The sequence below is a fragment of the Buttiauxella sp. BIGb0552 genome, from assembly GCF_004366275.1.
GTDB lineage: Bacteria > Pseudomonadota > Gammaproteobacteria > Enterobacterales > Enterobacteriaceae > Buttiauxella > Buttiauxella gaviniae.
The window spans coordinates 36,109-62,117 of the sequence record NZ_SODY01000002.1 but is presented as its reverse complement, the minus strand read 5'-3'; the positions used below and the strand labels follow the sequence as shown (position 1 = coordinate 62,117).

At 47.1% G+C, this 26,009-nt stretch carries 25 protein-coding genes; 11 read left to right on the top strand and 14 right to left on the bottom strand.

Annotated features, from left to right (window positions below):
• The first annotated feature begins 9 nt into the window (after window positions 1-9).
• The 3 genes from EDF88_RS05055 (at window position 10) to EDF88_RS05045 (ending at window position 2,228) form a co-directional block, all read left to right on the top strand.
• Window positions 10-669 carry an NAD-dependent epimerase/dehydratase family protein gene (locus tag EDF88_RS05055; RefSeq protein WP_166671950.1) on the top strand — a complete coding sequence of 220 codons (660 nt, stop codon included), beginning with the start codon at window positions 10-12 and terminating at the stop codon, window positions 667-669.
• Entirely contained in the window at window positions 662-940 is a 279-nt protein-coding gene (locus tag EDF88_RS05050) for a hypothetical protein (RefSeq protein WP_134183393.1), read from the top strand. The genes EDF88_RS05055 and EDF88_RS05050 overlap by 8 nt, the downstream gene beginning before the upstream one ends.
• 388 nt (window positions 941-1,328) lie before the next feature.
• Window positions 1,329-2,228 (top strand): transporter, encoded by a 900-nt coding sequence (locus tag EDF88_RS05045; protein ID WP_134183391.1) that lies wholly within the window; start codon window positions 1,329-1,331, stop codon window positions 2,226-2,228.
• A gap of 65 nt (window positions 2,229-2,293) precedes the next feature.
• Here the strand turns inward: EDF88_RS05045 and EDF88_RS05040 are convergent, their stop codons facing one another.
• Complete coding sequence (locus EDF88_RS05040; RefSeq protein ID WP_134183389.1) at window positions 2,294-3,193, bottom strand: LysR family transcriptional regulator; 900 nt, start codon at window positions 3,191-3,193, stop codon at window positions 2,294-2,296.
• 201 nt (window positions 3,194-3,394) lie between these two features.
• Between EDF88_RS05040 and EDF88_RS05035 the strand changes: the two genes are divergently transcribed.
• From EDF88_RS05035 to EDF88_RS05015, 5 genes are all read left to right on the top strand, one after another.
• Window positions 3,395-4,519 carry an FAD-dependent oxidoreductase gene (locus EDF88_RS05035; RefSeq protein WP_134183387.1) on the top strand — a complete coding sequence of 375 codons (1,125 nt, stop codon included), beginning with the start codon at window positions 3,395-3,397 and terminating at the stop codon, window positions 4,517-4,519.
• A 402-nt stretch (window positions 4,520-4,921) separates the two neighbouring features.
• Window positions 4,922-8,740, top strand: a complete 3,819-nt coding sequence (gene upx, locus EDF88_RS05030) for an anti-phage protein Upx (RefSeq protein ID WP_134183385.1) — start codon at window positions 4,922-4,924, stop codon at window positions 8,738-8,740.
• Between the two features lie 576 nt (window positions 8,741-9,316).
• The gene (locus EDF88_RS05025) at window positions 9,317-9,934 is read left to right on the top strand and encodes a histidine phosphatase family protein (RefSeq protein ID WP_064518890.1); all 618 of its coding nucleotides are present in this window, start codon (window positions 9,317-9,319) and stop codon (window positions 9,932-9,934) included.
• Between the two features lie 125 nt (window positions 9,935-10,059).
• Entirely contained in the window at window positions 10,060-11,220 is a 1,161-nt protein-coding gene (locus tag EDF88_RS05020; RefSeq protein ID WP_134183383.1) for an IS30 family transposase, read from the top strand.
• Window positions 11,221-11,836: 616 nt separating this feature from the next.
• Window positions 11,837-12,367, top strand: coding sequence for a hypothetical protein (locus EDF88_RS05015; protein ID WP_064518003.1), 531 nt, complete (start codon window positions 11,837-11,839; stop codon window positions 12,365-12,367).
• A 53-nt stretch (window positions 12,368-12,420) separates the two neighbouring features.
• Here EDF88_RS05015 and EDF88_RS05010 read toward each other — a convergent pair whose 3' ends face one another.
• The 7 genes from EDF88_RS05010 to EDF88_RS04980 form a co-directional block, all read right to left on the bottom strand.
• Entirely contained in the window at window positions 12,421-13,542 is a 1,122-nt protein-coding gene (locus EDF88_RS05010) for a cupin domain-containing protein (RefSeq protein ID WP_134183381.1), read from the bottom strand.
• Between the two features lie 71 nt (window positions 13,543-13,613).
• Complete coding sequence (phoQ, locus tag EDF88_RS05005; protein WP_064518008.1) at window positions 13,614-15,074, bottom strand: two-component system sensor histidine kinase PhoQ; 1,461 nt, start codon at window positions 15,072-15,074, stop codon at window positions 13,614-13,616.
• A gap of 2 nt (window positions 15,075-15,076) precedes the next feature.
• Window positions 15,077-15,748, bottom strand: coding sequence for a two-component system response regulator PhoP (phoP, locus tag EDF88_RS05000; protein ID WP_064518010.1), 672 nt, complete (start codon window positions 15,746-15,748; stop codon window positions 15,077-15,079).
• A 124-nt stretch (window positions 15,749-15,872) separates the two neighbouring features.
• Window positions 15,873-17,243: an adenylosuccinate lyase gene (purB, locus tag EDF88_RS04995; RefSeq protein WP_134183379.1), complete on the bottom strand. Its 1,371-nt coding sequence runs from the start codon at window positions 17,241-17,243 to the stop codon at window positions 15,873-15,875.
• 20 nt (window positions 17,244-17,263) lie between these two features.
• Complete coding sequence (gene hflD / locus EDF88_RS04990) at window positions 17,264-17,893, bottom strand: high frequency lysogenization protein HflD (RefSeq protein ID WP_134183377.1); 630 nt, start codon at window positions 17,891-17,893, stop codon at window positions 17,264-17,266.
• Window positions 17,894-17,918: 25 nt separating this feature from the next.
• Window positions 17,919-19,025, bottom strand: coding sequence for a tRNA 2-thiouridine(34) synthase MnmA (mnmA, locus tag EDF88_RS04985; RefSeq protein ID WP_064518017.1), 1,107 nt, complete (start codon window positions 19,023-19,025; stop codon window positions 17,919-17,921).
• A gap of 68 nt (window positions 19,026-19,093) precedes the next feature.
• Window positions 19,094-19,543, bottom strand: a complete 450-nt coding sequence (locus EDF88_RS04980; protein WP_134183375.1) for an NUDIX hydrolase — start codon at window positions 19,541-19,543, stop codon at window positions 19,094-19,096.
• 116 nt (window positions 19,544-19,659) lie between these two features.
• On the opposite strand from EDF88_RS04980, the gene EDF88_RS04975 reads away from it, so the two are divergent.
• The gene (locus tag EDF88_RS04975) at window positions 19,660-20,157 is read left to right on the top strand and encodes a methylglyoxal synthase (RefSeq protein ID WP_064518021.1); all 498 of its coding nucleotides are present in this window, start codon (window positions 19,660-19,662) and stop codon (window positions 20,155-20,157) included.
• Here EDF88_RS04975 and rluE read toward each other — a convergent pair.
• Window positions 20,152-20,784: a 23S rRNA pseudouridine(2457) synthase RluE gene (gene rluE / locus EDF88_RS04970; protein WP_134183373.1), complete on the bottom strand. Its 633-nt coding sequence runs from the start codon at window positions 20,782-20,784 to the stop codon at window positions 20,152-20,154. The two genes, EDF88_RS04975 and rluE, sit on opposite strands and share 6 nt — an antisense overlap.
• A gap of 134 nt (window positions 20,785-20,918) precedes the next feature.
• On the opposite strand from rluE, the gene icd reads away from it, so the two are divergent.
• Together icd and EDF88_RS04960 are read left to right on the top strand one after the other, a co-directional pair.
• Window positions 20,919-22,169, top strand: coding sequence for an NADP-dependent isocitrate dehydrogenase (gene icd, locus EDF88_RS04965; protein ID WP_064518026.1), 1,251 nt, complete (start codon window positions 20,919-20,921; stop codon window positions 22,167-22,169).
• A gap of 125 nt (window positions 22,170-22,294) precedes the next feature.
• A complete protein-coding gene (locus EDF88_RS04960; protein ID WP_134183371.1) occupies window positions 22,295-23,146 on the top strand; it encodes a putative phage abortive infection protein in 852 nt (283 codons plus the stop codon).
• 36 nt (window positions 23,147-23,182) lie between these two features.
• On the opposite strand, the gene EDF88_RS04955 is transcribed toward EDF88_RS04960, so the two are convergent.
• The 5 genes from EDF88_RS04955 to EDF88_RS04935 form a co-directional block, all read right to left on the bottom strand.
• Entirely contained in the window at window positions 23,183-24,310 is a 1,128-nt protein-coding gene (locus tag EDF88_RS04955) for a site-specific integrase (RefSeq protein WP_134183369.1), read from the bottom strand.
• The gene (locus EDF88_RS04950; protein WP_134183367.1) at window positions 24,291-24,536 is read right to left on the bottom strand and encodes an excisionase; all 246 of its coding nucleotides are present in this window, start codon (window positions 24,534-24,536) and stop codon (window positions 24,291-24,293) included. The genes EDF88_RS04955 and EDF88_RS04950 overlap by 20 nt, the downstream gene beginning before the upstream one ends.
• Window positions 24,537-24,579: 43 nt before the next feature.
• Window positions 24,580-25,152 carry a 3'-5' exonuclease gene (locus EDF88_RS04945; RefSeq protein WP_134183365.1) on the bottom strand — a complete coding sequence of 191 codons (573 nt, stop codon included), beginning with the start codon at window positions 25,150-25,152 and terminating at the stop codon, window positions 24,580-24,582.
• A gap of 137 nt (window positions 25,153-25,289) precedes the next feature.
• Window positions 25,290-25,661, bottom strand: coding sequence for a DUF551 domain-containing protein (locus tag EDF88_RS04940; RefSeq protein WP_166671949.1), 372 nt, complete (start codon window positions 25,659-25,661; stop codon window positions 25,290-25,292).
• Entirely contained in the window at window positions 25,658-26,008 is a 351-nt protein-coding gene (locus tag EDF88_RS04935; RefSeq protein WP_134183361.1) for a DUF551 domain-containing protein, read from the bottom strand. Before EDF88_RS04935 ends, EDF88_RS04940 begins: the two co-directional genes overlap by 4 nt.
• Window position 26,009 lies beyond the last annotated feature (1 nt).

The window sequence follows — 26,009 nt, the reverse complement described above, 5'->3', positions numbered from 1 at the left end:
GAAAACCTGGTGAACATACTTATTACTGGGGCTAATGGCTTTCTGGGACGTAATTTAGTTTATGCATTACTCAATAAAAAATATCTCAATTGGCAAAAAATCACACGTATTATAATTTTTGACCAAACCTTAGAGGATTTCCCTGACGACCCTTTGCTCCTTCCTATTCAGGGAGATATCACAGACAGTCGAGTCATCAAAAAAATATTTGATTATCCTATTGCGACTATTTTTCATCTGATAAGTTTAGCTGGCGGTGCGGCACAGGAAATGCCGCTAAAAGGGTTGCGGGTTAATTTAATCTTTTCACTCAGTCTGTTTGATATCGCCGCCGCGCAATCTATTAGGCCAACCCTCATTTACAGTAGTAGCATTGCTGTTTATAGCGAAATGGGGGAAGAGATATTTCAGGAAGAACGTAATCCTAACCCGGTCTCTTCATATGGTAAGCATAAATGGCTTTGTGAAGTAGCCCTTCAGGATCTCCATCAACAGAAACTGTTATCTGCGCGTATTATTCGTTTCCCCGGACTTGTCGCTCGCCCTGAATTTTCTGTGGCTTTAAAGTCAGCTTTTATGAGCAACATTATTAACTGTATGGCGAAAGGTATTCCCTGGACTTGTCCTGTTTACCAGTTGGTGGATGTCTGTGAGTTGTGCTGTGGATAATTTAATTATTGCCGCAGAATTACCTCATAGCGACGAAACTGCCAGAGCCTGGTTACTTCCTGCGTTGTCATTGAGTGTCGGGCAAGTAGTAGATTATCTTGCGACGATGTATCCAAAAAATAAGGGAATAATCATCTTCGATCCCGACCCTAACCTTGAGTGTGACTTTGGCCATTTACCCCCTATTCATACCCCGTGTGCTATAAAAGTTGGTTTCCGCAGTGATGATAATATTGCTAATTTAATTAGTAATACCTTATCAACAAAATAAAATTAAACGCTGCTGTAAACACCAGGTCGTGTTGGCCTGGTTTCGTTCTGCTCTGCCTTTGTACATTCCTGTTACTTTTTATTCCAGACGCAAAATTGGGTGATTGAATTCATCACAAAACACGCGATGGCTCACAAAACAGGGATGGATGAATTTCACCATATTTAACAACAGATGTGTCTTCATCTTAGTATTGTGAGGTTGTTGGTATTTTATGCTGCAGCATCGTGTTCTTCAGTAATAAATTTCTATTGTTAAAATTCCCACTGGGTTGTCGTATTCATGCCGAGACTAATAGCTATCATGTTGCATGATGATTGCTTTCAGATCTTTTTATTATTTTATAAGGGTACCTGCATAAAATAATAAAACCCAATGGGAGCATGAAATGAAACCTAGCCTTACAACCAAGGTGCTTCTCGCTACAGCACTTTTCACTTCGAGTGTACCTTCATTTGCTACAGAAAATGGAGGTACGGTCGTACCGGTAGGTGTTCAATCAGTACTACCGGGAATGCTGGCAGCACCAGGAACTTATTTATATAACTATAACGCGTATGTAAAAGGTTTCAGTGCACGAGATGAACATGGTGATGACACTGGCATGGGTTTAAAGATGGCGACATCGGCGAATGCTTTCAGGTTCTTACATGTCTTTGATGAGAATGTTCTCGGTAATGGTAATTTGGCTTTTGAAACGAGTATTGTTTATACCGACAACCGTATGAAAATGCACTATGTCGGGGATTCAAGAAACTCTGGCATCAGTGATATTACCTTTGGCCCATCCCTCGGTCGCCATTTTGGCAGTTATAACGATATTTTCGTATTATTATTCACAGCCCCTACCGGCGATTACGATAAAAACCGTCTGGCGAATGTGGGGAGAAATTATTGGGGTATTCAGGGTAGCTACGCCTGGACCTGGTATCCGATGCAAAACTGGGACGTGAGTGGATTATTTAAAGTTATTTATAACACCGAGAACGAAGATACCCATTACCAGTCTGGTATGGAAACCAACTTTGAGTATTCGTCTAACTACTATTTCTCAAACGGCATGTTTGTCGGCGTAGGTGGCTTCTGGCATGGTCAGTTTACTGATGATAAGCAAAATGGACATGTCGTGGGTGAGAACGGCAATAAAGTTAATGAAATTGCTTTAGGTCCGCAGGTCGGTTGGGGTACACCGCAATACGGTGCTTATTTCTCGTGGAAAAGGTCCGTGCTTGCTAAAAATACCATGGATATTTCTCAGCTATGGTTGAATACATTCCTGACGTTCTAGCGAACAATGATTTTACTTAATATGGTCGCTATTTCAGAAAAAATGAAATGCGACTATTTTTTATTTTATGTCGCAGCGGACAAAATTTTATCACGCAGCCATGCCGCAGGCTGATCGTTATTATGGGTTCTATTCCAGCACATAAATTCACGCATCACCGGCAGATCCACCGGTGAAGAGAGCATCCGCAGTGGCATGCGTTTGGCAAACTGAGCAGCCAGACGGCGATGAATGGTGGCTATACGGTTAGTGCCAATTAACATCTGTGGCAAGGAATGATAGCTATGGGCAACCACTTCAAGGCGACGCTGGATGCCATATTCATTAAGTAGCCATTCTTCAAGTCCAGATGTCCTTTCCCGGCCAAATGAAACAGTGGTATGGCCAAGCTCGAGATAATTCTCAAGTGTTAAGGTATCGCCGACGAACTCATTATTTTCACAGACCAGGCAAACATATTGCTCTTCAAATAACAGCTGCATTTCGTGATCAGGAAGCATGAATTTTTCTGGCGCCAGCATCAAATCCAGCTCACCGCGCAGCAGCAAATCCACCGAATGCTGATCCGGTGAGAAAAATTCAAAAGTCATACCTGGTGCTTCTTTATTTACCACCCGCAGAACGTCACATAACAGAACATTTATCATGTAATCGGAGGCCATTATTCGAAAATGGCGCTTACTGGTCAGAGGGTCGTCGGCCGGTCTGCGCGCAATGGTGGTGTTTATTTTGAGTAACACTTCACGCGTCGGTTCTTGTAATTCTTTTGCTAATGCCGTGGGCACCATCTTGCGCCCCACCTGGCTTAGCAGTTCATCATCAAAGTAGTTACGTAGCCGGTTTAACACCCCACTCGCAGCAGATTGAGTCATATGTAACCTTGCCGCGGCGCGAGTAATATTTTGTTCAGCCAGCAGGACATCAAGAGCTACAAGCAAATTGAGGTCGAGATGTTGGAAACGCATTTAAACCACCCTGATTAGTGCCTTGAATCTTCATTTAACAATAATCTTACATTTATTGAGCAATTGACCAACAATTCTTCCCTTATTATTGATTTTTGAGATAGCGATCATCCTGTGTTGTGATTGGTCTGCTGTTGTTGCACTCATTACTCTTGAGATGAAGTCTTACCCGACCTGCATAATCACTATAAGAGAGACAATATGAGCGCAATACAGAGAGTACTTATCGTTGGTGGCGGTATTGGTGGTTTATGTTCGGCCATTGCGCTTCGTCGCATTGGTATCAACGTTGATTTGGTGGAATTGCAAACCTCATGGCGCGTCTATGGCGTGGGTATTATTCAGCAAAATAATGTTGTCCGCGAAATGCAGCGCCTTGGTGTACTGGAGCGTTATCTCGATGCTGCTTATGCTTTTGAAAAGGTCTCCATTTATTCCAGTAGCGGCAATATGCTTGCCAGCTTCCCGGGCCAGCGATTAGCCGGGGAGCAATTTCCCGCTAACGTCGGTATTTCTCGTTTAGCCTTGCACAATGTTCTTTGCCAAACGGCAACTGAACTTGGCACCCATATCCTCACCGGAGTGACCGTTAAGGCTCTCCAGCAGGATGATGAAAAAGTGCAGGTCACGTTAACCAACGGCCAGGTGTCTGACTACTCTCTGGTCATTGGTGCCGATGGCGTGTATTCACAGATTCGAGGAATGCTTTTCGGTGATAAATATCAGCCGCGCTTTACCGGGCAGGGTGTATGGCGATACAACTTCCCACGCAAAAGCGAAGTCGACCATTTAGTCTGCTTCATTAGCGATGCGTGTAATTGTGGCCTGGTGCCATTAGCTGAAGATCTTATGTATATGTATGTCACCTCCTTTGAGCCCGGAAACCCACGCTTTGCTGAGAATGAATTAGCAGAACGTATGCGCGAACGTATTAATACCCAATGGTCATTAACCGAAGATCTTAAAAGCCAAATTACTGATAATCATCAGGTAGTCTATAAACCATTGGTCGAATTGTTTGTCGATGAACCCTGGTATAAAAACCGCGTGTTATTAATCGGTGATGCAGCCCATGCCACCACGCCGCATTTAGGTCAGGGTGCGGGTATGGCAATCGAAGATGCTCTCGTACTTGCAGAGGAGCTTGAGAAATCAGGAACGATGGATCAGCAGTTATCCCGATTTTATAAAAGACGAAATTCACGTTGTAAACAAATATGGGAAGACTCATTACGAGTGGGTGAGAGCGAGATCAATAAAGAGCATGACTTCGATAGGTTAAGTGTGATCCGTCGCACGATTGAACTTACGGCTCAGCCGATATAGGAGTTACATTTATTTTATCTTGAAAATCATTTGTATTAGCTCAGGTTTGAACTGATACAGCTATGGCACAGAGTAAAACCTAATCTGACAGGCAGCTCTGTGCCAAGAGCGGACGTTTGTAAGTCCACACTGTATCGACGTTAAGGGAGCAGTTCAGCACATTATCCTTGGCATAGTCCGGTACTGACTTGAAGGGGCTGTTTGGTTGAATTAAAAATACGAACTAAAACCAACAAGAGTCGGAAAAAACTTCAAAATGCTGCTTATGGATAATAGTCATCTTAAAAATGTACGGTAAAAGAGACTAAAATCAGAAAAACATCTGTTATACATTGACTTAAAGTCATCATCTCCGCTATGAGTCCTCAATCCAAGTTGACAAATGTTTAGCCAGGAGTTCCCGTGAACGAGCATCTCTCTCATATGGATGTACATACCTTGTTTGAAGAAATGGACGAGCAGGCTGATGGAATAACGCTTAAATACTCATTTGATGACATAGCAAAGAGCAACGCATTGGTTGTCACTGAGTTTGTCAATTTTGAGCGTGACAGCACGGTAGCTTTACTCGCCAGCCTTCTTACTCTCCCGGCACACCAATCTCAGTGTTTGCGCTTTGAGCTTCTGACGAGCCTTGCACTAATTCACTGCAAAGGTCAGCAGATAGCAAATATCGATGACGTGAAACGCTGGTATGTCACTATTGGGGAGTCGAGTAGTATCGTTGGAGAAGATCCTGCTGAGGACGTCTTCGTCGCCCTTGTTGATAATAAAAAAGGTGATTACCGTGTGCTAGAGGGGGTTTGGGAGGCGGCAGGTTTTTATACACAATTAATGGTCGAAATTGTATCCGACATGCCGGATACGCACCGCTATCGCTCGCTGAAACTTGCTATACAGGCAATTCTCCGTCTCTCAGATGTCATTTGTGCTCGCTCTGGCCTTTATCGTTTTCAGGAAGGCGCAGACGAATTCCCTGACTCTCTTGACACCGCTGGTCTTGATGAGAAAACGCTCTGTTCAAGGGTAACGTTGTCCGAGCGTTCTCTTCGAGCTGAGGGGATCAAACTTGCTGACTTAGCACCTTTCATTCTTGAACCTTCTCATATAAGTATGCTTGGAAATCAGGTCCCTGGGGAGGGAATGCTTGAACAACGGCCATTGCTCCGCACACGCGATGGTATTGTGGTTGTAATTCCTACTGCCATGACCATTGCACTTCGCCAGGCAGTGATAACATTTGCAAAGCGCACAGAAGAATTGAGCGAGCTAGACAAAGCGTTAGCTAACGTCTACAGCCTTACTTTCTCCGAGATGCCGGTCTTCGGTAATGGCGGAAGGTTAAGAAGACTGACATGGGAGAAGTACAAAATGAGCCGAACAACGATGGTAACCTCCATCGTGGATACTGGTCATTTGATGGTACTTCAGTTCGTTTTGCCTTCCATACAGCAATATGCCGATACCGGTTTCAACAACTTGCTACAGCTAGATGAAGAGACCACGCAATTTCTAGATAACTCTGTTGAACAAATTACAGCTGACCTCGCCAAACAACCCGGCTTTCAGCGTGGCATCGTCGTGCGCATTGCATGTGGGTGGGGGGCGGGTTTTATGGGGGTCCCTCCCCAACTGCCAGATGGTTGGGGATTTGAATGGATGTCTGGTGCGGACTTTGTCCGGTTCGGGGCATTACCCGATATGTCACCAATTGCCTTCTGGCGTGTGCAAGACGCAGTCGAAACGATCAGGCAAGCTGGTGTTCGCTTAATCAATATGAGCGGAACTCTCAATCTTCTTGGGTGGATACGTGCCAATGATGGCCATATGGTTCCTCATGACCAGTTACCAGATGACCGTATCACACCGGAACACCCGCTAATGTTAATGATTCCCACGAATTTACTCCGTGGTATACGAATAGCGGCAGACACAGGATATGACCGGCATCGCGTTAGTGACAACAATGGTAAATGGCATCGAGTGATGAGGCCTTCGGCAGAAGATTTCTTTCCCACCGAGCGTCAGAGCAAGTGCTACGCATCAATTGATGATCTTGAAGCGCAACGGCTGACCTGTGTATATGAGGGGCAGGGTAATCTTTGGGTAACGCTCGAAGCTCCAGAAATGGAAGATTGGATGCTCCTCGTTGAGCTTGCCAAAATGGTTCGAACATGGATTGGGCGGATTGGCGAGGCACTGGAGGTCTTGAGTGAGCAACCAATAAAAAAATCATTAAAGGTGTATCTGCATTTTGATGGTAACGACAATATCGGCAGATTTGATGGTGAGAAATTTTCTGATGATATGAATACATTTTGGCGACTTGAACGAATCCATGAGCATGGGGCGATTCGTGTGGTTCTTCAAGATGGGTATCTTGCAGGTTTTCGTCTACCGGATAACCGTGCAGAACGAACTCTGGTGCGCGCACTCGGTACGGCGTTTGCCACACTTCTTCGGATGAAAGAGCCAGTAGACAAAGGGGTCACTGTTGAGCAGATAGCGGTGCCCAATGACAGAGCGCGCAGCTTCCACATAATGCAGGCTTATGACTTCAACCAATATTTAGGCCGTTCACTAACTAAACGTCTTTTAGCTATTGAAGATATCGACTCAGCCGCAGCCCGAATTGAGCTAGCATGGCGTGCTGTTTCGACAGATGCACCATCACGATATCAGGGTAAAAAGGAAGTTGGAAAGCTCCTTAATGATGTGGTTGATGTGCTGATCCAAGACTTACTAAGCGAACTTTCAAGATTTGACCGTAAACAGACAGTAATGCGATTACTTGAAAACGTTGTAAAGGCCCGTTGTGAAGAGGCGCACTGGCGTAGTACTGCAGCAGCGGTCCTTGGCTTGCATGCAGGAGAAGAGGGTGTCGAAGAGACGATAGCTCAAGAAATGAGCCGTTATGCGGGCGCAGCGTTAACTTCCCGGCTAATCATTGAACTTGCCATCTGTGTGTGCCCGACAAGCGGTGGAATTGAACCTTCTGATATGGCACTCAGTAAACTTCTTGCACGGGCATCACTGCTTTTTCGCATAGGTGGTATGTCAGATGCCGTACGTTTCGGTGCTTTGCCTGCTGATATTCGCATCTCCCCCTTAGGTGATCTCCTCTTTCGCGATGAACTCGGCAAAATGGTGCTTGAACCAATGCTTTCAAAAGTTACTAACGAACGGTTTGAGGAACAAGCGGCACAATTCGAGCAACACTATGTGAAAACTGCCGGAGGGGATGATGAGAATAGCAAACAAGATAGTGTTGCGGCTGAAACCACCGAGGACCAAACCGATATTTTCCTTGCATTCTGGAAAGCAGAAATGGGCTTCACTCTCGAGGATGGAATGCGATTTATCCAGTTCCTTGAGTCCATCGGAATAGAGCAAGAATCAGCAATCTTCGAGATGCGAAGAAGCCAATTAGCGGATGCTGCTAAATCGGCTGGGCTCGCAGATGAAACTATTGATGCGTTCCTCAACCAGTTTATCCTTAGCGCGCGTCCGAAATGGGATGTAGTGCCCGATGGATTTGACCTTTCTGATATATATCCCTGGAGGTTTGGCCGACGCCTTTCAGTTGCTGTACGTCCCTTGTTACAGATTGAAGAGAGTCACGATCCACTAATTGTTATCGCACCAGGACTCTTGAATCTGTCCCTTAAATACGTTTTCGATGGCGCATACACTGGGCAATTTAAGCGTGACTTCTTTCGCACAGAGGGTATGAGAGACACTTGGTTAGGTGGAGCGCGGGAAGGACACACATTCGAAAAAACTTTGGAGAGAGAACTTCGTGAAATAGGCTGGACAGTTCGACGTAGCATAGGCTTTCCTGAAATTCTTCGCAGGAATCTACCAGGTGATCCGGGGGATATTGATCTTCTTGCCTGGCGCTCAGACCGCAATCAAGTTCTCGTTATCGAATGTAAGGACCTCTCACTTGCTCGTAATTACTCAGAAGTTGCCTCGCAACTATCTGAATATCAAGGTGATGACATAAAGGGCAAACCAGATAAACTCAAGAAACACCTTAAACGCGTATTACTAGCCAAAGAAAACATCGATAATTTTGCCAAGTTCACTTCGATAGCGAATCCCGAGATTGTATCGTGGCTCGTTTTCAGTGGAGCATCTCCCATTGCCTATGCTCAATCCAAGATTGAGGCTTTGGCAGGAACTAATGTTGGCCGCCCAAGTGATCTTCTGAACTTTTGATAGATATGCTGTGCGATAAGACGCCCTGGCAACTAAGTTAATCGTTCCTACTACTGATAGTTTTAAATCAAGGATGATCTTACATGCTCAAAATGATTTTTTTTTTGCACCGAGAGGAAAACAGACAAAATTGCTGACATCACGGCGGTCAGCGCGTTCAAAAACATATATCACGTTTTAGATTTCAAGGGGTATAAAAATCATGGCACAAATTACTCATTACGGAGGGAAAACCCCGGGAGGTATAAACACTTTCCGAGGCACAGTGTGCCCTCACCTTAGACGGTTGCCAGCGGATGTTGAGCTGTACGCGTAGCCAGAAGTGATGATTTGCCAGCGCTGGAGAGAATAATCTGAACGTCCAGACGAGCGATTGCATTGACACTGGCATGGCGTCAATGAAGGTTCGCTCTGTGCCAGGAGCGGACGTTATCTACTTTCAAAGCATCACTTCTGAGGCTGACCATAACCGCATTCAACTACACTTGTTCATATTTTTCGCCCAGAACAACTACATCAGTCAGGTACGTTTGGTCTGAAAGATTTTAAATCAACAAGATGCATGGCCCTCTTACGATGAAAGTGATATTTGTTCGACACGCGGAAACAGAGTGGAATGTGAGAGGAATTATTCAGGGGCAGAGTGATAGCAAGTTAACCCATCGGGGGTTGCATCAAACCTCAGCCCTACTGGCAGCATTTGGTGCAAGTGATTACCGGGTAGAATGTGTTTACGCTTCTCCGCTTGAGCGTGCCAGGCAAATGGGACAGAGCCTAGCTGAATGCTTTCGTTGCCCATTGATGGCTGAACCGGCCCTTAAAGAACAGGCATTTGGTCAGTTTGAAGGAATGTCATCAGCACAGTTCCTTAAATACCATCCGAACGATGCAAATGCGCTATTCAATCTTGATGCAGAGTATTGTCCACCAGGTGGTGAATCTCTCTCACACGCTTCTCAGCGAATTATGCGTTTTTTATACAATCTGGAAGAAACACGACTTCATCAAACAATATGTATCGTGTCTCACGGACACGTCAGTCAGGGTGTTCTTGCGATTCTAAAAGGAGGGGTTGTCGATGATTTCCCCAGGTATGCACAACCCAATGCGAGTTACTCCGTTTTCGAACTGATAAATGGAAGATGTGTCGCACTCAGATGGGGGATTGCTACACACTTACGTCACCTGAAATAGTCGTTACCTTTAATCCTGCAAGGCCCATCCGACCTGAGCTATCCTGATTCAAACACAACGTCTGCTCCTCGCTGTGAGTTCAACGGGTCGATGCAACGCTATCCTTGATCAAGGGGGACGTTGCCATGAAACGAAGAACTCGCATTTACTACACGCCAGAACAAAAGGCGATTATCTGGGACAGATACAAGCAAGGTGATTCTCTGCATGATATCGCCAGAATGTTCGACAGATACCATTCTTCTATTATGCCCACTATCCATCAGACTGGTGGATACCGTCCCCCTGTCCGAAAGCGGCACCGGTTAGCACTTTCGCTTGATGAAAGAGAGGAGATATCCAGAGGACTGGTAGCAAAACGAAGCATCAGGGACATCGCTGACAAATTATCAAGAGCCCCCTCAACGATTAGCCGCGAGATCAAGAGACACGGAGGTGCAAAACAATACCGGGCAGCAAAAGCGGATACTGTAGCGTGGGAAAGTGCTCTGAGACCAAAACCTTGTAAGCTAATTGAAAGCCCTACGTTGTGTAAAATCATTGCAGAAAAGATGCATCAGGACTGGTCGCCGGAACAAATCGCCGGTTGGCTGAAACGCTGTTATCCAGATAATCAGGAAATGCATGTGTCACATGAAACGATTTATAAAACGCTTTTTATACAAACCCGGGGAGCATTAAAAAAAGAACTGCAGCAATGTCTCAGAACCGGTAGAGCGGTGCGTAGGTCCCGAACGTCATCACTTAAAGGGAAAGGATTAGGGAAAATCCCGAATGCGATACCTGTCAGCGAAAGGCCACCGGAAGCCGCAGACAGAGCCATACCAGGTCACTGGGAAGGTGACCTGATCCAGGGTTCAAAAAACTCCTATATCGTCACCCTCGTAGAACGTCATTCCCGTTTTGTTATGTTGGCCAAAGTCAGGGACAACAAGACCATTACGGTTATATCTGCACTCATCAAACAAGCGCGGGAATTACCTGCTGAGATATATAAAACATTAACATGGGATCGGGGCGCTGAAATGACCAGCCACACCCGGTTTACTGTAGCAACAGATATTCAAATTTACTTCTGCGATCCTCAATCCCCCTGGCAACGCGGCTCCAATGAAAATACAAACAGATTGCTCAGGCAGTATTTTCCAAAAGGAACTGACTTATCGGTTCACAGCCAGCAAAGACTAAACAATGTTGCCAGGCAGCTCAACGAGAGGCCAAGAAAAACGCTAGACTATGAATCACCCGCAGAGCGTTTTAACCAATGTGTTGCATCCATCGGTTGAACTCACAGCTCATAGCTGACGTTCGTTCATGGCTTTCATCTAGTCTCGCCAAGGCGAACTCCAGGCAACTGAAGCGCCTTCCAGACATATAGTATTCCCTTTGGCAATAAGTCTTGGTAGTGGCTAGATCTATGTTTTTTGGCACCAAATTAAAACGTACATTCTAAGTAGCCACCATCAAAAATAATTGCCCCATAACGAAATATAAAAAATATAACTCAGTAACTCATTATTTATATAAAATTAAAAACGCTTAAAGCAGTCATTAATTCTTCTGAAATTTCCACTGCTAGTTTTCCTTTAATTGTGACCTGTGCCGAAGACTTTTGGTTTCTAATAATTAAGCACAGCTCCACTGTTGACTTGTACAGTACTTTTAGCCGAGAGTAGGTGGATAGAAAACAATATTATCCTATACCCAAAATAATTCGAGTTGCATTGAGGCGGCAAGTGAATGAATCCCGCTGAGCTTACTCAAGTAAGTGATGCGGGTGAGTGAGCGCAGCCAACAAAAATGCAGCTCAAAGTATGAAGGGTATTAAATGAAACGCCCCCGCCTGGTGCAGCAACACCAAACGAGGGCTAACCACAACGTTAACTTCACAGGAGTCACGCTATGGCTGTTGCCAATAGTAACACATTTGCTCGCGCTGAAATTACTGCTACTCAATCCATTATTGCAGGGGATATCGCAGCTTTATTAAAATTACCGTTGGGTGCCACGCATGATTTATTTCAGGTTGTGGATATTTGCCAACGTTATGCTGATGAATTAATCGAAGTTGATAATCACGCTGAATATATGGCGCTGTGTGGGCGTTTACTGGCGGGGTTGAATGTATTGAAAGTGGTTTTGAAATCGCCGTTGCCAAAGCATCTTATTGAGCAATTAACGGTGAATGAAAATAATGCCGATGAATATCGCAGTCAACTTTCCACAGATTCAGAGACTACCTGCGAATATTGCTCCGCATTAACCATGGTATTACTGAATCAACAGGTCACTGAGGATCAGCAGGAGCATATAGAAGAATTGCTGTTTGAATTACTGACCATGCTGGCTGAGGATTTGAAAGCGCCGCGCTTTATCCGTACGGCATGCGGGTTGGCGATGATTGGTGGAGAAGTCATTCCAGCCATTCATTAAAACTGTGTTAACTCCTTCTCAGCCAATAAGCGGCTGAGAAGGCGGGATAGACGTTAATCCTCGAAATACCAGTATCCGCTGTTAACCAGCGCGGCCAGCATGGCAAGGAACGACGGGTCTTCGAGCGCATCACCAAACATTTCTGCTTTCAGTGTGATATGGCTCGCCAGTGCTTCAAGCGCCGGGCGATGCGGGCTGTCAATTTTCTCGCCGTTGACGTAAATCTCATCGGCGATACGCAGCACACGTAGTCCACCGAGGCGAGTAATAGCATCACCTTGCTTCAGGGCGTCATAAATCTCGTCAGGCTGATATGGCGGCTCTGGTGGCGCGACGTCAAGTTCGTGGCGTGACTGGGAAACAAACTCACCGAACCAGGTTTTAAAATGCTCCGGCTGGTTGATGAGCTCCAGCATCATTTCGCGTAACTTGTCCATTTCCTGCGGCAGCACATCGGCAGGGTGCTGGCGTACAGGCACGTCAGGGTCGGTATAACGCTGGCTGCCCAGTTCGCGTTGCAGCACGTAATCGGCAAAACCACTGATTAACTCGCGACCGCTTGGCGCACGGAAACCGACTGAGTAGTTCATCGAGTTTTCCAGCGAGTAACCTTCGTGCGGGAAACCAGGCGGAATATAGATAATATCGCCCGGCTCTAACTCTTCGTCGATGATGGCGTCGAACGGCTCCACTTGCAGTAAATCAGGATGCGGGCAGTGTTGTTTCAGGGCGACTTTTTCCCCGACACGCCAGCGGCGGCGGCCAACGCCCTGAATGATAAACACGTCGTACTGGTCGAAATGCGGGCCAACGCCGCCGCCTGGAACCGAGAAAGAGATCATCAGATCGTCAATTCGCCAGTCGGGCAGAGCGCGGAAGGGGCGCATCAGGCGGGCACTTTGTTCATGCCAATGGTTAACTGCCTGAACCAGTAAAGACCAGTTGTTTTCGCCCAGATGATCGTAGCTCTGGAACGGGCCGTGGCTGACTTGCCATCTGCCGTCGTTATGGCTGACCAGGCGGCTGTCCACCTCGTTTTCCATGGCAAGGCCTGCGAGTTCATCCGGGGAGATAGGGTCGATGAAATTTTTGAAGCCACGTTTTAGAACCACCGGGCGTTTTTGCCAGTAGTTCGCGATGAAATCGGGCCAATTTAGGTCGAGTTGATAGTCCATATTATTATCCGGCAGGTGAAGGAGCCTGCCGAGGATTATAACGGATGGCGCCCGCTGTTACGGGAGTATTTTCAATCTTCTTCCCGGTCTGGACGCTGGCGCGCAAAAATCACTTCCATGCGTGCGCCACCGAGTTCACAGCTCGAGGCCAGAATCTCACCGTCGTATTGTTCGACGATTTCACGTGCAACGGATAAACCCACGCCCTGGCCGGGTCGCAAGGTGTCGGCGCGTTGCCCACGGTCAAACACCATGCTGCGTTTGCTTTCAGGAATGCCCGGTCCGTCGTCATCAACGATTAAATGCAGCGCGTCATCGAGCTGGCGGCCTGAGATCTCAACAAATTCAAGGCAGTATTTGCAGGCGTTATCGAGAACATTGCCCATCACTTCCATAAAGTCATTTTTCTCGCCCACAAAGGTGATTTCCGGTGAAATATCGAGTGTGATATTCACCCCTTTACGTTGGTAAACCTTGTTGAGTGCGGAACACAGACTGTCGAGTAGCGGGGCGACCGGATGAAGCTCGCGGCTGATAAGGGCGCTGTCGCCGCGCATGCTGGCGCGATGCAGGTAATAGCCAATTTGCTGCGAGATACGGCTGATTTGTTCCAGCATCAACGGTTCCGCTTCTTCAATATTCAGCTTCTTCGTGCGCATCGATCGCAAGGTGCTCTGTAAAACCGCCAGGGGTGTTTTCAGACTGTGCGTTAAGTCGGTAAGTGTGGTGCGGTATTTATCGTAACGATCGCGTTCCGTGCGCAGCAGGCGATTGAGGTTGCGCACCAGGCTGGTCAGCTCGCGTGTTGTTTCTGGGTTCAGGCTGTCGCGGTCATGTTTTTCCAGCTCCCGCACTTCTTTTGCCAGTTCTTCGATGGGGCGCAAGCTCCACCGCGCGGCGACCCAAAGTAACGGTATGACTAACAGCAGGTTGGCGAGGAAAACACAGGTAAACAAACTCCAGACCGTATATGAGCGTTTTAGCTCAATAGGAATGGTGTCGACAACCACAATGGTTAAGGCGGGCATTTTGCCCATTGCCGGGTATTTGTTGACTGCAACGGAGTGGCTGACTTCATCGCTATAGTCGCCATCATAAAAATCTTTTAGCTGGTTCTGGAGATTTTGGTCGTTGCCCAACAAGTCATGGCTGGTATCAAAATTGGCTTCCAGGTCGTGAAAACCATCGGTGGTGAGCCACTCTTTTTTAATTTGCTGCGCGACATGCGGCAAATCACGCTGAGCCCACATCAGCTTGCCTTTAGCATCGTAGATAAGGGCCATAGTCGGAGTTTTCAGATTCAGGTTTTCAGGAATCACTACATTTATCTTGCCGTTCTCGTAGGTCGCAAGGGTATAAAACAGGTTGCTCTCGCCGCGCAGCAGACGGAAAGTCGTTTTATCAAAACTGATGTTATAACCCACCAGTGCCACAACGCCGTAGGCCAATGACAGCACCAAAACTACGGCGGCGGTTGCGAGTAAAAAGCGAACTCGTAACGATAACGGTAAAAAATGGCGGATGAATTTCATGGTTAACGCAAATCGAAGCGGTAACCCTGACCGCGCACCGTTGTGATGGCTTCGTGGGGATATTCAGCCAGGATCTTCTTGCGCAGACGTCCCATCAATACATCAATGGTGTGGCTTTCACGCAGTTCGGCATCGGGGTAAAGCTGAAGCATGAGTGAATCTTTGCTAACCACTTTGCCATTGTTACGAATCAGCGTTTCCATAATGGTGTATTCAAAGGCGGTCAGCTTGATGAGGCTGTCGTTGATAAGCAGCTCGCGGCGTGACAAATCGACCTGAAAAGGGGGCAGGGAAATAACCTGAGACGCCAGGCCGCTGTTGCGGCGCATTAACACCTGCATGCGGGCGACCACTTCTTCGAGATGAAACGGCTTGGTCACGTAATCATCAGCACCCGCACCCAGCACTTCGACCTTGTCTTGCCAGCCTTCACGCGCGGTCAGAACCAAGATAGGAATCGTCACGTCATGGCTGCGCCAGCGGCGAATCAGGCTCAGGCCATCTTCATCGGGCAGGCCTAAATCGACTATGGCAATATCGGGGGTATGTTCATTCAGGAAATAGTCAGCTTCTTTGGCATCTTCAGCAGCATCGACCTGATGCCCGGACTCACGTAGCTGAACCTTGAGATGGTGACGTAACAGAGCATTATCTTCTACAACCAGAACTCGCATTCTTTATCCCCCAGAATATAAACGGCATTGATAGTTTAACGCTAATTATCAACGAGGGGGCATAAACCATGTATAAACAGCCGGGGATGAAAAAAACGCCACCGCGAAGGGTGGCGTTGGAAGGTTATTTCAGTTCGTCAACCATGGTGATGGCGCGGCCAATATAGTTAGCCGGGGTCATCGCTTTCAGGCGAGTTTTTTCCTCTTCTGGCAGCTCAAGGCTGTCGATAAACTGCTTCATGCCTTCCGCATCAACACGCTTACCGCGAGTCAGCTCTTTGAGCTTCTCGTATGGCTTCTCAATGCCGTAACGGCGCATCACGGTCTGAATTGGCTCAGCCAACACTTCCCAGTTGAGATCCAGTTCTGCCAGCAGGCGGTCACGGTTCACTTCCAGCTTACTCACACCTTTCAGGGTGGACTGGTATGCAATCAGCGCATAGCCAATACCCACGCCAAGGTTACGCAGCACGGTGGAGTCAGTTAGGTCGCGCTGCCAGCGTGAAACAGGCAGTTTGCTCGCCAAGTGTTGCAGCATTGCGTTAGACAGACCCAGGTTGCCTTCGGAGTTTTCGAAGTCAATTGGGTTAACTTTGTGCGGCATAGTGGAAGAGCCAATTTCGCCGGCAATCGTTTTCTGCTTGAAGTGGTTCAGCGCGATGTAACCCCAGACGTCACGATCGAAGTCGATAAGAATGGTGTTAAAGCGTGCCATGCAATCAAACAGCTCAGCGATGTAATCGTGCGGCTCGATTTGCGTGGTGTACGGGTTCCACTGAATGCCCAGTGAAGTCACGAACTCTTCGCTGAACTGGTGCCAGTCAACTTCCGGGTAAGCAACCATATGGGCGTTATAGTTACCCACCGCGCCGTTGATTTTGCCCAGAATGTCCACTTTCTCTAACTGACGGAACTGGCGCTCCATGCGGTACGCCACGTTTGCCATTTCTTTACCCATTGTTGATGGGGTGGCTGGTTGGCCGTGGGTACGGGAAAGCAGAGGAATATCACGATACTGAACCGACAGGTCTTTCACCGCGTCGATCACTTTGCGCCAGTACGGCAGCACCACGTCCTGGCGTGCAGTTTGCAGCATCAACGCGTGGGACAGGTTGTTGATATCTTCAGAAGTACAGGCGAAGTGAATAAATTCAGATACCGCATGCAGGGCAGGGACGGCCTCTACTTTTTCTTTCAGGAAATACTCAACCGCTTTTACGTCGTGATTGGTGGTGCGTTCAATGGTTTTGATGCGCGCGGCATCTTCTACACTAAACTCAGCAACAATTTTATCAAGGTAACCGATTGCGTCTGCGTCAAAAGCAGGAACTTCCTTGATCGCTGCGTGCGTGGCCAGTTTTTGCAGCCAACGTACTTCGACTTGTACGCGGAATTTCAGCAAACCAAATTCGCTGAAAATAGCGCGCAGAGCGCTGACTTTGTCGCCGTAACGTCCATCAACGGGGGAAACGGCGGTCAGTGAGGATAATTCCATAAGTTACAACTCCAGAGAGGTTAACATTGAGCAAGAATTTGTTTGGCCTGAGCACACAGGCGACTACGAGAAAACATTAACTGCAAGCGGCCGCCGCCAACTTGATGCCACAATACGGCGGCACGAATACCGGCCAATAATGAGGCGCGGACTTTGCTCTGCACCTGCGGGCTTTGCAGCACAGCAGGGGAGCCGGTGACCTGAATACGTGGGCCTAATGGACTAATCACATCCACATAAATCCCGGCCATGGCGCTAAGCAGTGTGTCGGACTCAAGATCAAAATGATCAAGCTGGCGCTGCAACCCGGCAATGCTTGAGCCAAGTTTATCCATTGCGCCTTTGCTGCCGTGAAGTTTACGTTCGAGCACCATCAGGCTTAATGTGTAGCGCGTCAGTTCAGCGTTCAGACCCTGGCGATTACTGGCGTTCAACACGCCGAGCAAGGTTTCCAGACCGAGTTTAAGATTGGCTTCGTTGCCACCAAAAACATCCAGCGTGGAGCCCGGGTTTTGATCGATAACGCTGTTCAACGAGACATGCAGCGCATCGTTATCGCAATGCCCCTGGTGTGCCAATTGCTGAACCAGACGGGCAGACTGGCAGATCCCTGCCAGTGCGATGGTGATGTCATAGTAATTCTTGGCCACGGAGCTTCTTCCTTGCTGACAATTTTTAAACAGTGAGCGGCAGACGCTGCTCAATAACACCACCACCGAGGCATACTTCACCGAGATAGAACACGGCAGACTGGCCTGGTGTGACGGCAGCAACAGGTACATCAAAACGCACTTCAATACGGTCTGCATCCAGCGGCGTAATCACGCATGGAAGGTCAGTCTGGCGATAGCGGGTTTTGACCGTACACTTCAGTGGTTCGGTCAACGTTTCACGGTCAACCCAATGAAGTTGCTGTGCAATTAAGCCAACGGACATCAGGCGTGGATGCTCACTACCCTGAGCCACAACCAGGATATTGTTCTCAACGTCTTTATCGACGGTGTACCACGGCTCTTCGCTACCGTCTTTGGTGCCACCGATGCCCAGGCCTTTACGCTGGCCCAGAGTGTGGTACATCAAACCCTGGTGCTGACCAATGGTTTCACCATCAACGGTGACAATTTTACCCGGTTGTGCAGGCAGGTATCGGCCAAGGAATTCGCGGAATTTGCGCTCGCCGATAAAGCAGATACCGGTGGAGTCTTTTTTCTTCGCGGTGATCAAATCTAACTCTTCAGCAATGCGGCGAACTTCTGGTTTTTCCAGTTCGCCGACCGGGAACAGACTTTGTGCGATTTGCTCGTGCCCCAGCGTATAAAGGAAGTAGCTTTGATCTTTGTTGCTGTCTAAGCCGCGCAATAGGCGACTTTTACCGTCCACATCTTCGCGACGCACGTAGTGACCGGTAGCGATGTAATCGGCTCCTAAATCTTCGGCTGCAAATTCGAGGAAGGCTTTAAATTTGATCTCTTTATTGCACAGAATATCCGGGTTAGGTGTGCGCCCGGCTTTGTACTCTTCCAGGAAGTGTTCAAATACGTTATCCCAGTATTCTGCGGCAAAGTTTACGGTATGCAGTTCAATGCCGAGCTTGTCGCAAACGGCTTGCGCGTCAGCTAAATCAGCAGCTGCGGTGCAGTACTCCTCGCCATCATCCTCTTCCCAGTTCTTCATGAACAGGCCTTCCACCTTGTAACCTTGTTGCTGCAACAGGTAAGCGGAAACGGAGGAATCGACACCGCCGGACATCCCGACAATCACTTTTTTTGGGCTTTCAGACATTGGAGTAACTCACGACATTGAACTTATAAGGCGGCGTATTCTATCACGCATCCCCAAAGCTATCACCCCTAACTAAACGGCCAGTTAAATGCGCCCAGAATGCTGAGTGGATAACGTTCCGCACGTAGGTAGCAGCGAATACTTTCGGCAACCAGCGGTGAGCGCAAATTATCAGCGTTAACAATTTGTTGCGCATCGAGCCATAAACAACGATCGATGTCGGTATCGTGGGGCGTTGTCGGGAGTTGCTCGTCGAGATCGATGGAAAACAGGAATCGCAGGAAAGGGGTTTTATCCGGGGCTATCCATTGGTGCATGCGGATAAAGGTTTGCGGTTGCGCACAAATACCGGTTTCTTCATATAATTCGCGCGTAGCCGCTTCTATTAACGTTTCGTCAGCTTCCAGGTGCCCGGCAGGCTGATTCCACGTGGCTTTGCCATTGATTGTTTCTTCAACAACCAAAAATTTCTCTTGTGCCTGAACCACGCAGGCGACGGTAACGTGCGGCTTAAACATCGTTATTTTTCCTGTCTCAAATTCGTTAGTACGATCATTAGAAAGTGATCTGGATCACATATTTTTACTGTGACCTATACTCTGTTGGATTTCAAAAATCCCACGAGGGCACCATCATGCAGCTTACCACGCGTATTATGCCGCAACAGAAACGTATCGCTTTAGTAGCTCACGATCCTTGTAAACCCGACTTGCTGAACTGGGCGGTTGATAACCAGACGGCTCTTAGCCAACATATCATTTACGCAACAGGCACCACTGGAAACCTATTGCAGGCACACACTCGGTTATCCGTTCTGGCGTTGATGAGTGGTTCGATAGGGGGCGACCAACAGCTAGGATATCTGATTGCATCAGGCCAGATAGATGTACTGATTTTCTTCTGGGACCCGCTCAGCGCAGTGCCACATCATTCTGATGTCAAAGCTTTGATGCGGCTGGCGACGGCCTGGAATATCCCGATTGCCAGCAACGCATGTAGCGCCAATTTCTTGATTCATTCATCGCTCTTTGAGCAGGCGCTGGAAATCACCGTACCTGATAGCGATGCTTTCCTCAGTAGCCGTGTTTCGCATGTCACTCAACACGGCGTGAATACCCAGCACCTTTTATAGCGTGTCCATTGGGATTTCGCGCCATTCACCTGGCGCTAAATCTGCCAGTTCCAGCGTACCCATTGCATAACGCACCAGGCGCAGCGTCGGGTAACCGACATGCGCCGTCATCCGCCGAAGCTGGCGATTACGGCCTTCATATAAAGTGATCTTCAACCAACTGGTTGGAATGGCCTTACGCTCACGAATTGGAGGGTTACGCGCCCATATCCATGTTGGCTCATCAACTAACTCCGCACCTGCTGGCAGGGTAGGGCCGTCATTGAGCGTCACGCCATTTCGCAACAATTCCAGCGCTTCTTCCGTCGGCACACCTTCAACTTGCACGAAATAAATTTTACCGGTGCGTTTACCAGGCTCCGTCAGTTTTGCCTGCAATGCGCCGTCATTGGTTAACACCAGCAAACCTTCGCTATCTCTGTCCAGACGTCCCGCCGCGTAAATTCCTTGTAACGGTATGTAATCTTTCAGCGTGCTGCGCCCGGATTCGTCGGTAAATTGCGGTAGCACATCATAGGGTTTATTGAAGATAACCAGCCGCTTCGGTCCGCTATGCTGTGGTTTTTTGGCAGGTCGTTGTGTGCTGAATCGTTTAACTTGCTGGTTTCTAAAAGAAGTTTTATTCATAGTGTTTTCAGATGTTAGGTATTAACGCATTATAACGGAAATCACCAGTGATTGGCGCGGGCCTGATATTCAAGTAGTATTGACACGCACATTACAAATCATTAACAAAAAGAAGCGCTCGAAGGAGAAGGTTAATGGAAAGCAAAGTAGTTGTTCCGGCGGAAGGTAAAAAGATCACCCTGCAAGATGGCAAACTGAATGTTCCTCACAACCCAATCATTCCTTTCATTGAAGGTGATGGTATCGGTGTGGACGTGACGCCAGCTATGATTAAAGTGGTTGATGCCGCCGTGCAGAAGGCCTACAAAGGCGAGCGGAAAATTTCCTGGATGGAAATCTATACCGGCGAAAAATCTACCCAACTTTATGGCCAGGATGTCTGGCTGCCAGAAGAAACTCTGGACCTGATTCGTGATTACCGCGTGGCGATTAAAGGGCCACTGACCACGCCAGTTGGTGGCGGCATTCGTTCCCTGAACGTTGCTCTGCGTCAGCAACTCGACCTGTACGTATGCCTGCGTCCGGTGCGTTACTACCAGGGCACGCCAAGCCCGGTTAAACACCCAGAGCTGACCAACATGGTTATCTTCCGTGAGAACTCAGAAGATATTTATGCGGGCATCGAGTGGAAGGCTGACAGCGCAGAAGCTGAAAAAGTCATCAAATTCCTGCGTGATGAAATGGGCGTAACGAAAATTCGTTTCCCAGAACATTGCGGCATCGGCATCAAGCCTTGCTCTGAAGAAGGCACCAAACGCCTGGTTCGTGCAGCCATCGAATACGCAATCACCAACGACCGTGATTCCGTGACCCTGGTTCACAAAGGCAACATCATGAAATTCACCGAAGGTGCTTTCAAAGACTGGGGCTACCAACTGGCGCGTGAAGAATTCGGCGGCGAGCTGATCGATGGCGGTCCATGGGTGAAACTGAAAAATCCTAACACCGGCAAAGAGATTATCGTTAAAGACGTGATTGCTGATGCATTCCTGCAACAGATCCTGCTGCGTCCTGCTGAGTATGACGTAATTGCATGTATGAACCTGAACGGTGACTACATCTCCGACGCCCTGGCAGCTCAGGTTGGCGGTATCGGTATCGCACCAGGCGCTAACATCGGTGACGAATGCGCACTGTTCGAAGCCACCCACGGCACAGCACCAAAATATGCAGGCCAGGATAAAGTGAACCCAGGTTCCATCATCCTGTCCGCAGAGATGATGCTCCGTCATATGGAATGGTTCGAAGCGGCTGACTTAATTGTTAAAGGTATGGAAGGCGCGATTAACGCGAAAACCGTAACTTACGATTTCGAACGCCTGATGGAAGGCGCTAAGCTGCTGAAATGTTCAGAGTTTGGCGACGCAATGATCGAACACATGTAATTCGATTTATTGTTAAATCTATTAACGGGAGCTTAACGCTCCCGCTGTTTTTTGTTAGCTTGCTAATGGTTATCAAAATTTTATCAAAATAAGTTATCAAAATGGCTTTGGGATGGGCCAGATAAATGTTTAAAACTCTATCATGTGCACTACTGGTGATTTTTGGGATCTGCCTGGCATATGGATATTTTATCTTTAATGCTGATGCATATTTTCATGAAGCAGATTTTGCTAAAACAGGAACTTTTGGAGACTCTTGGGGAGCACTAACTTCAATTTTCTCGGCTTTGGGGTTTTGTGGTGTATTAATAACTCTAAAGCTGCAAAATGATGCTATGAGTAAGATTGATTCTGAATCAAAAAAGAGGGATGAATCTGAGAAAATGCGTGATTTTGAAAACTCATTTTTCAACATGTTAAATATTCTGCAAACAATAATAAAAGATATGAGAGTCGGTGGTGATGATAAAAAAGTAAAAAAAGAAGGCCGCTCTATTTTTACTCACTATTATTCTAGGTTCAAAAATGATTGCTTAAGGAAAGGTGATATTGAACATCTTGAGTATATTGAAGAGAATGATTTTTCCAGAGAAAATGAAATGAAAAAACTCTCAAAGCTCTTCGATAATTATTTTTCGGGAAGATCTGGTAACTTTTCACATTACTATAGATTTTTATATAACATGTTTAAGTTTATTAGTGATGCAGCTATTGATGATGACTCAAAGAAAAAATATGCAAACATACTTCGAGCTCAGATTTCCAATTATGAACTTCTGATTTTAATTTATAATGGTAATGCTACACATGGTAAAAATTTCAAGAAATACTTCGATGAATATGCAGTGTTAGATAATCTACCTGTTGATAAACTAATTAGCAATGTACATGTTTTATTTTTTGATAAAAAAGCTTGGGGTAATAATTCAGCTGCTCTGTCTGTTTTTGAGCAAGCTGAATTAAAAGGCCTTATTTAATACTTCAAGGGCATGCTATTTTGTATGCCCTAATATTTAGTATGCAACAGTTACCCAATCTTTTCCTCTGTCATCATGGTAACGATCGGTTTGTTGTTGTGTTTTATGGCCTAACAGCATTCGAGTATTTATTCCCTGTTCTTTGTAAAGCCGTTCAGCAAGAGAACGTTGTTCGTGGAATGTCGCAGGGGTTCCATCCCCCCAATCTATATTTGCTTTGTCTCGGGCTTTACTGAAATTCATTGTGATGGTATTGGATTTTACCTGAGCCCCACGTTCGGCCTGCGAAGTTGCTCTGAAAAAATGAATTAGGTATGGGCTGACTGCATAATCGCGACAGCGAGCAATCACATCCTTAAGCTTCCAGCCAATTGCATCGCAACGCAAGGAAAGTGGGATAGCTACTTTACTACCCGTTTTTTCCTGCACAACATGTAAGTGATCGTCCCAGACGTCGGAAAACTTCATTCTCGAGATATCGCCAAGGCGTTGGCCTGTGACAATCGCCAGAAGCATCGCGTTACCCAGATATTTATGATGGGTGTCGGCGAACTCAAATATTGTCTTCCATTCATCTAAGCTTAAACGTTGACGAGTGATCCTGCGGCGTGGCTGCTTAGTAGCAAGTGCAGGGTTATATCCCGGTGGTACCTCGCCAAAATGCTGGGCTTCCTTAAATACATCGATTAATACCGACCGTATTACTTGCGCCATTCTGGGTTGTCCAGCAGATATGGAATCATCAAGAATCTGAGCAATATCTCTTACATCGACAGATGAGATTAATTTCATAGCCGTTCTCTCACGAAGTATTGCTACAGGCTTGGCCTTTTGTTTGAATGTATTCGGTTTAATGTCACCTGATTTAACCCTTTCTTCCTGTATAACCCAGTAGCGATCCAGCCAGGTAGAAACCGTTATTGCTTTCCCTTTGCTGGTGGCAATACGATCACTAATTGCTAATACCTGGCGTGTGCGTTGTTCAGCAAGTCGAGAGTTGGCTTCTGTTGCAATGGCAATGGCCTCTTCTTCATTATCACCCAGAGCGTGAAACTTTCCGGTGATTGGGTGCTTATACCGCCAGTAAACCTTATTAACCTTTCTGCTATAGAGAGGGTAAAGATTTGGGACAGAAACATTATTTTTACGGGGTCTCGCAGCCATCGGACAATATCCTCAGAAGTGCTGGTGAATCAGTTTTTTTGATCACCGGTTGAGTAATATTCCCGGTTAATTCTGCATCTTCTCTCACTCGCCAGTAACGGCCTTCTTTTCGTGCTGGTGGAGTGAACATGCTTTCCTTTGCGTACCGGCGCAGAGTGCTCATACTTGGCGGATTGCTCCGGTACTTTTCTGCGGCCCACTCTTCAAGAGTTAATGTCTGAATCATGGCAATTTCTCCATAAAGCCCGGCTGCATCCGGGCCAGTAGGTTTAAATGTCGGGGCTTGTTGCTGGAACTAACTTCTGCCAGATAGCAGACACATATTTAGCCTGATGTTTAGCATCGGCCAGCGCGTTATGCATATCGCCGTCAAATGGCATATCGCGTTTTGGGTCAAATCCAATAGCGCGACCGAGATCGACAATTGTCCGGACATCCTGATCATTCCAGAATTTCCATGGGGTCACATGTCCAGCGCGTTCGTAAGCACCACGCAGAATGACATTGTCAAAGCTGGCACCATTACCCCAGACTTTCAGGTATTTAGGGTTATCGGCATGACGATTAATGAAATGGCTTAATTCAGAGAGTGCTGCCGAGATAGATATTGCATCATCTGCGCAAATGGCTGCTCTCGCTTCTGTACTTTGCTTCATCCACCAGATGATGGTATCTCCATCTGGTTGTGCCCCCTGAGCCATTGCGCTTTCAAGCTGGACCGCTGTGTAAAACTCCTCGCCAATCTTTCCGCTTTGCGGATCAAAGAATACAGCGCCGATGGAGACGATCGGAGCGGTGGGTTTATTACCCATGGTTTCTAAATCAATCATCAAATGGTTCATATATGACCTTAAATTAAAAATATTTCACTTATCAGCTCACATATAACCTGAAATTCAAGTAATGGTTCATATAAGAGCTTTTTCGATGCTAAATATAAGGAAGTGGTTCATTTGTGGTCTTTATCTGAAAAACAGACTCAGCCATCATTCTTCTGCTGGTTTGCTTCAGGCATTGGCTTCCAGTGAGTTGCCTCTCGACTACCGAACCTGTTTATATAAGCCCAGTCATCAGGGTAAATAGTGCCGTCCTGTACTTCTGCACCCCAAACGACACCCTCGCAATCTGCAACGAGGATAGCTGTCTCGTTATCGGGAAAACGTTCACTGATCGGTATCCATTCACTGGCCTTCCTGTGCGCCAGCAGTTCATTAATGGCTTCAGCTGCATACGCATAACGCAATGTATCAAGAGAGCCAGTGTATGAGTCCATCAGGAATGCGCTCAAATCTCGCAAGTTATCATCTGTCATCTTGCTTCCCTGTTGTAATCCCATGCGATTAGTATTCATAGTTCCTCCGGCCCTTCTGGAATAGGTGCCCAGTGGGTAATGTCGAGGTCTGTCATGCCTTCGATCTGGAACGACCATTCCCACTCGCCAGTTTCGACTTGACCCGGACCATACCAAAGAGAGCGCCATCCAATAATCCAGCCTTCGCCATTAGCATCAAACAATAAAACCTGCTGATTACCAGGAGGAAGGCAGTCATGCACGCAGTTACAGCTGCCCTCATCATCAAGCGCAATAACATCCAGCCAGGCTACGCGACAGAGACGGCCGCCAAGAATTTCAGTGTGGCCATTTACTGCCGGTTCCTTCCCGTCTTCAAATTCAACAACAAAAGTTACTTTTCCCATA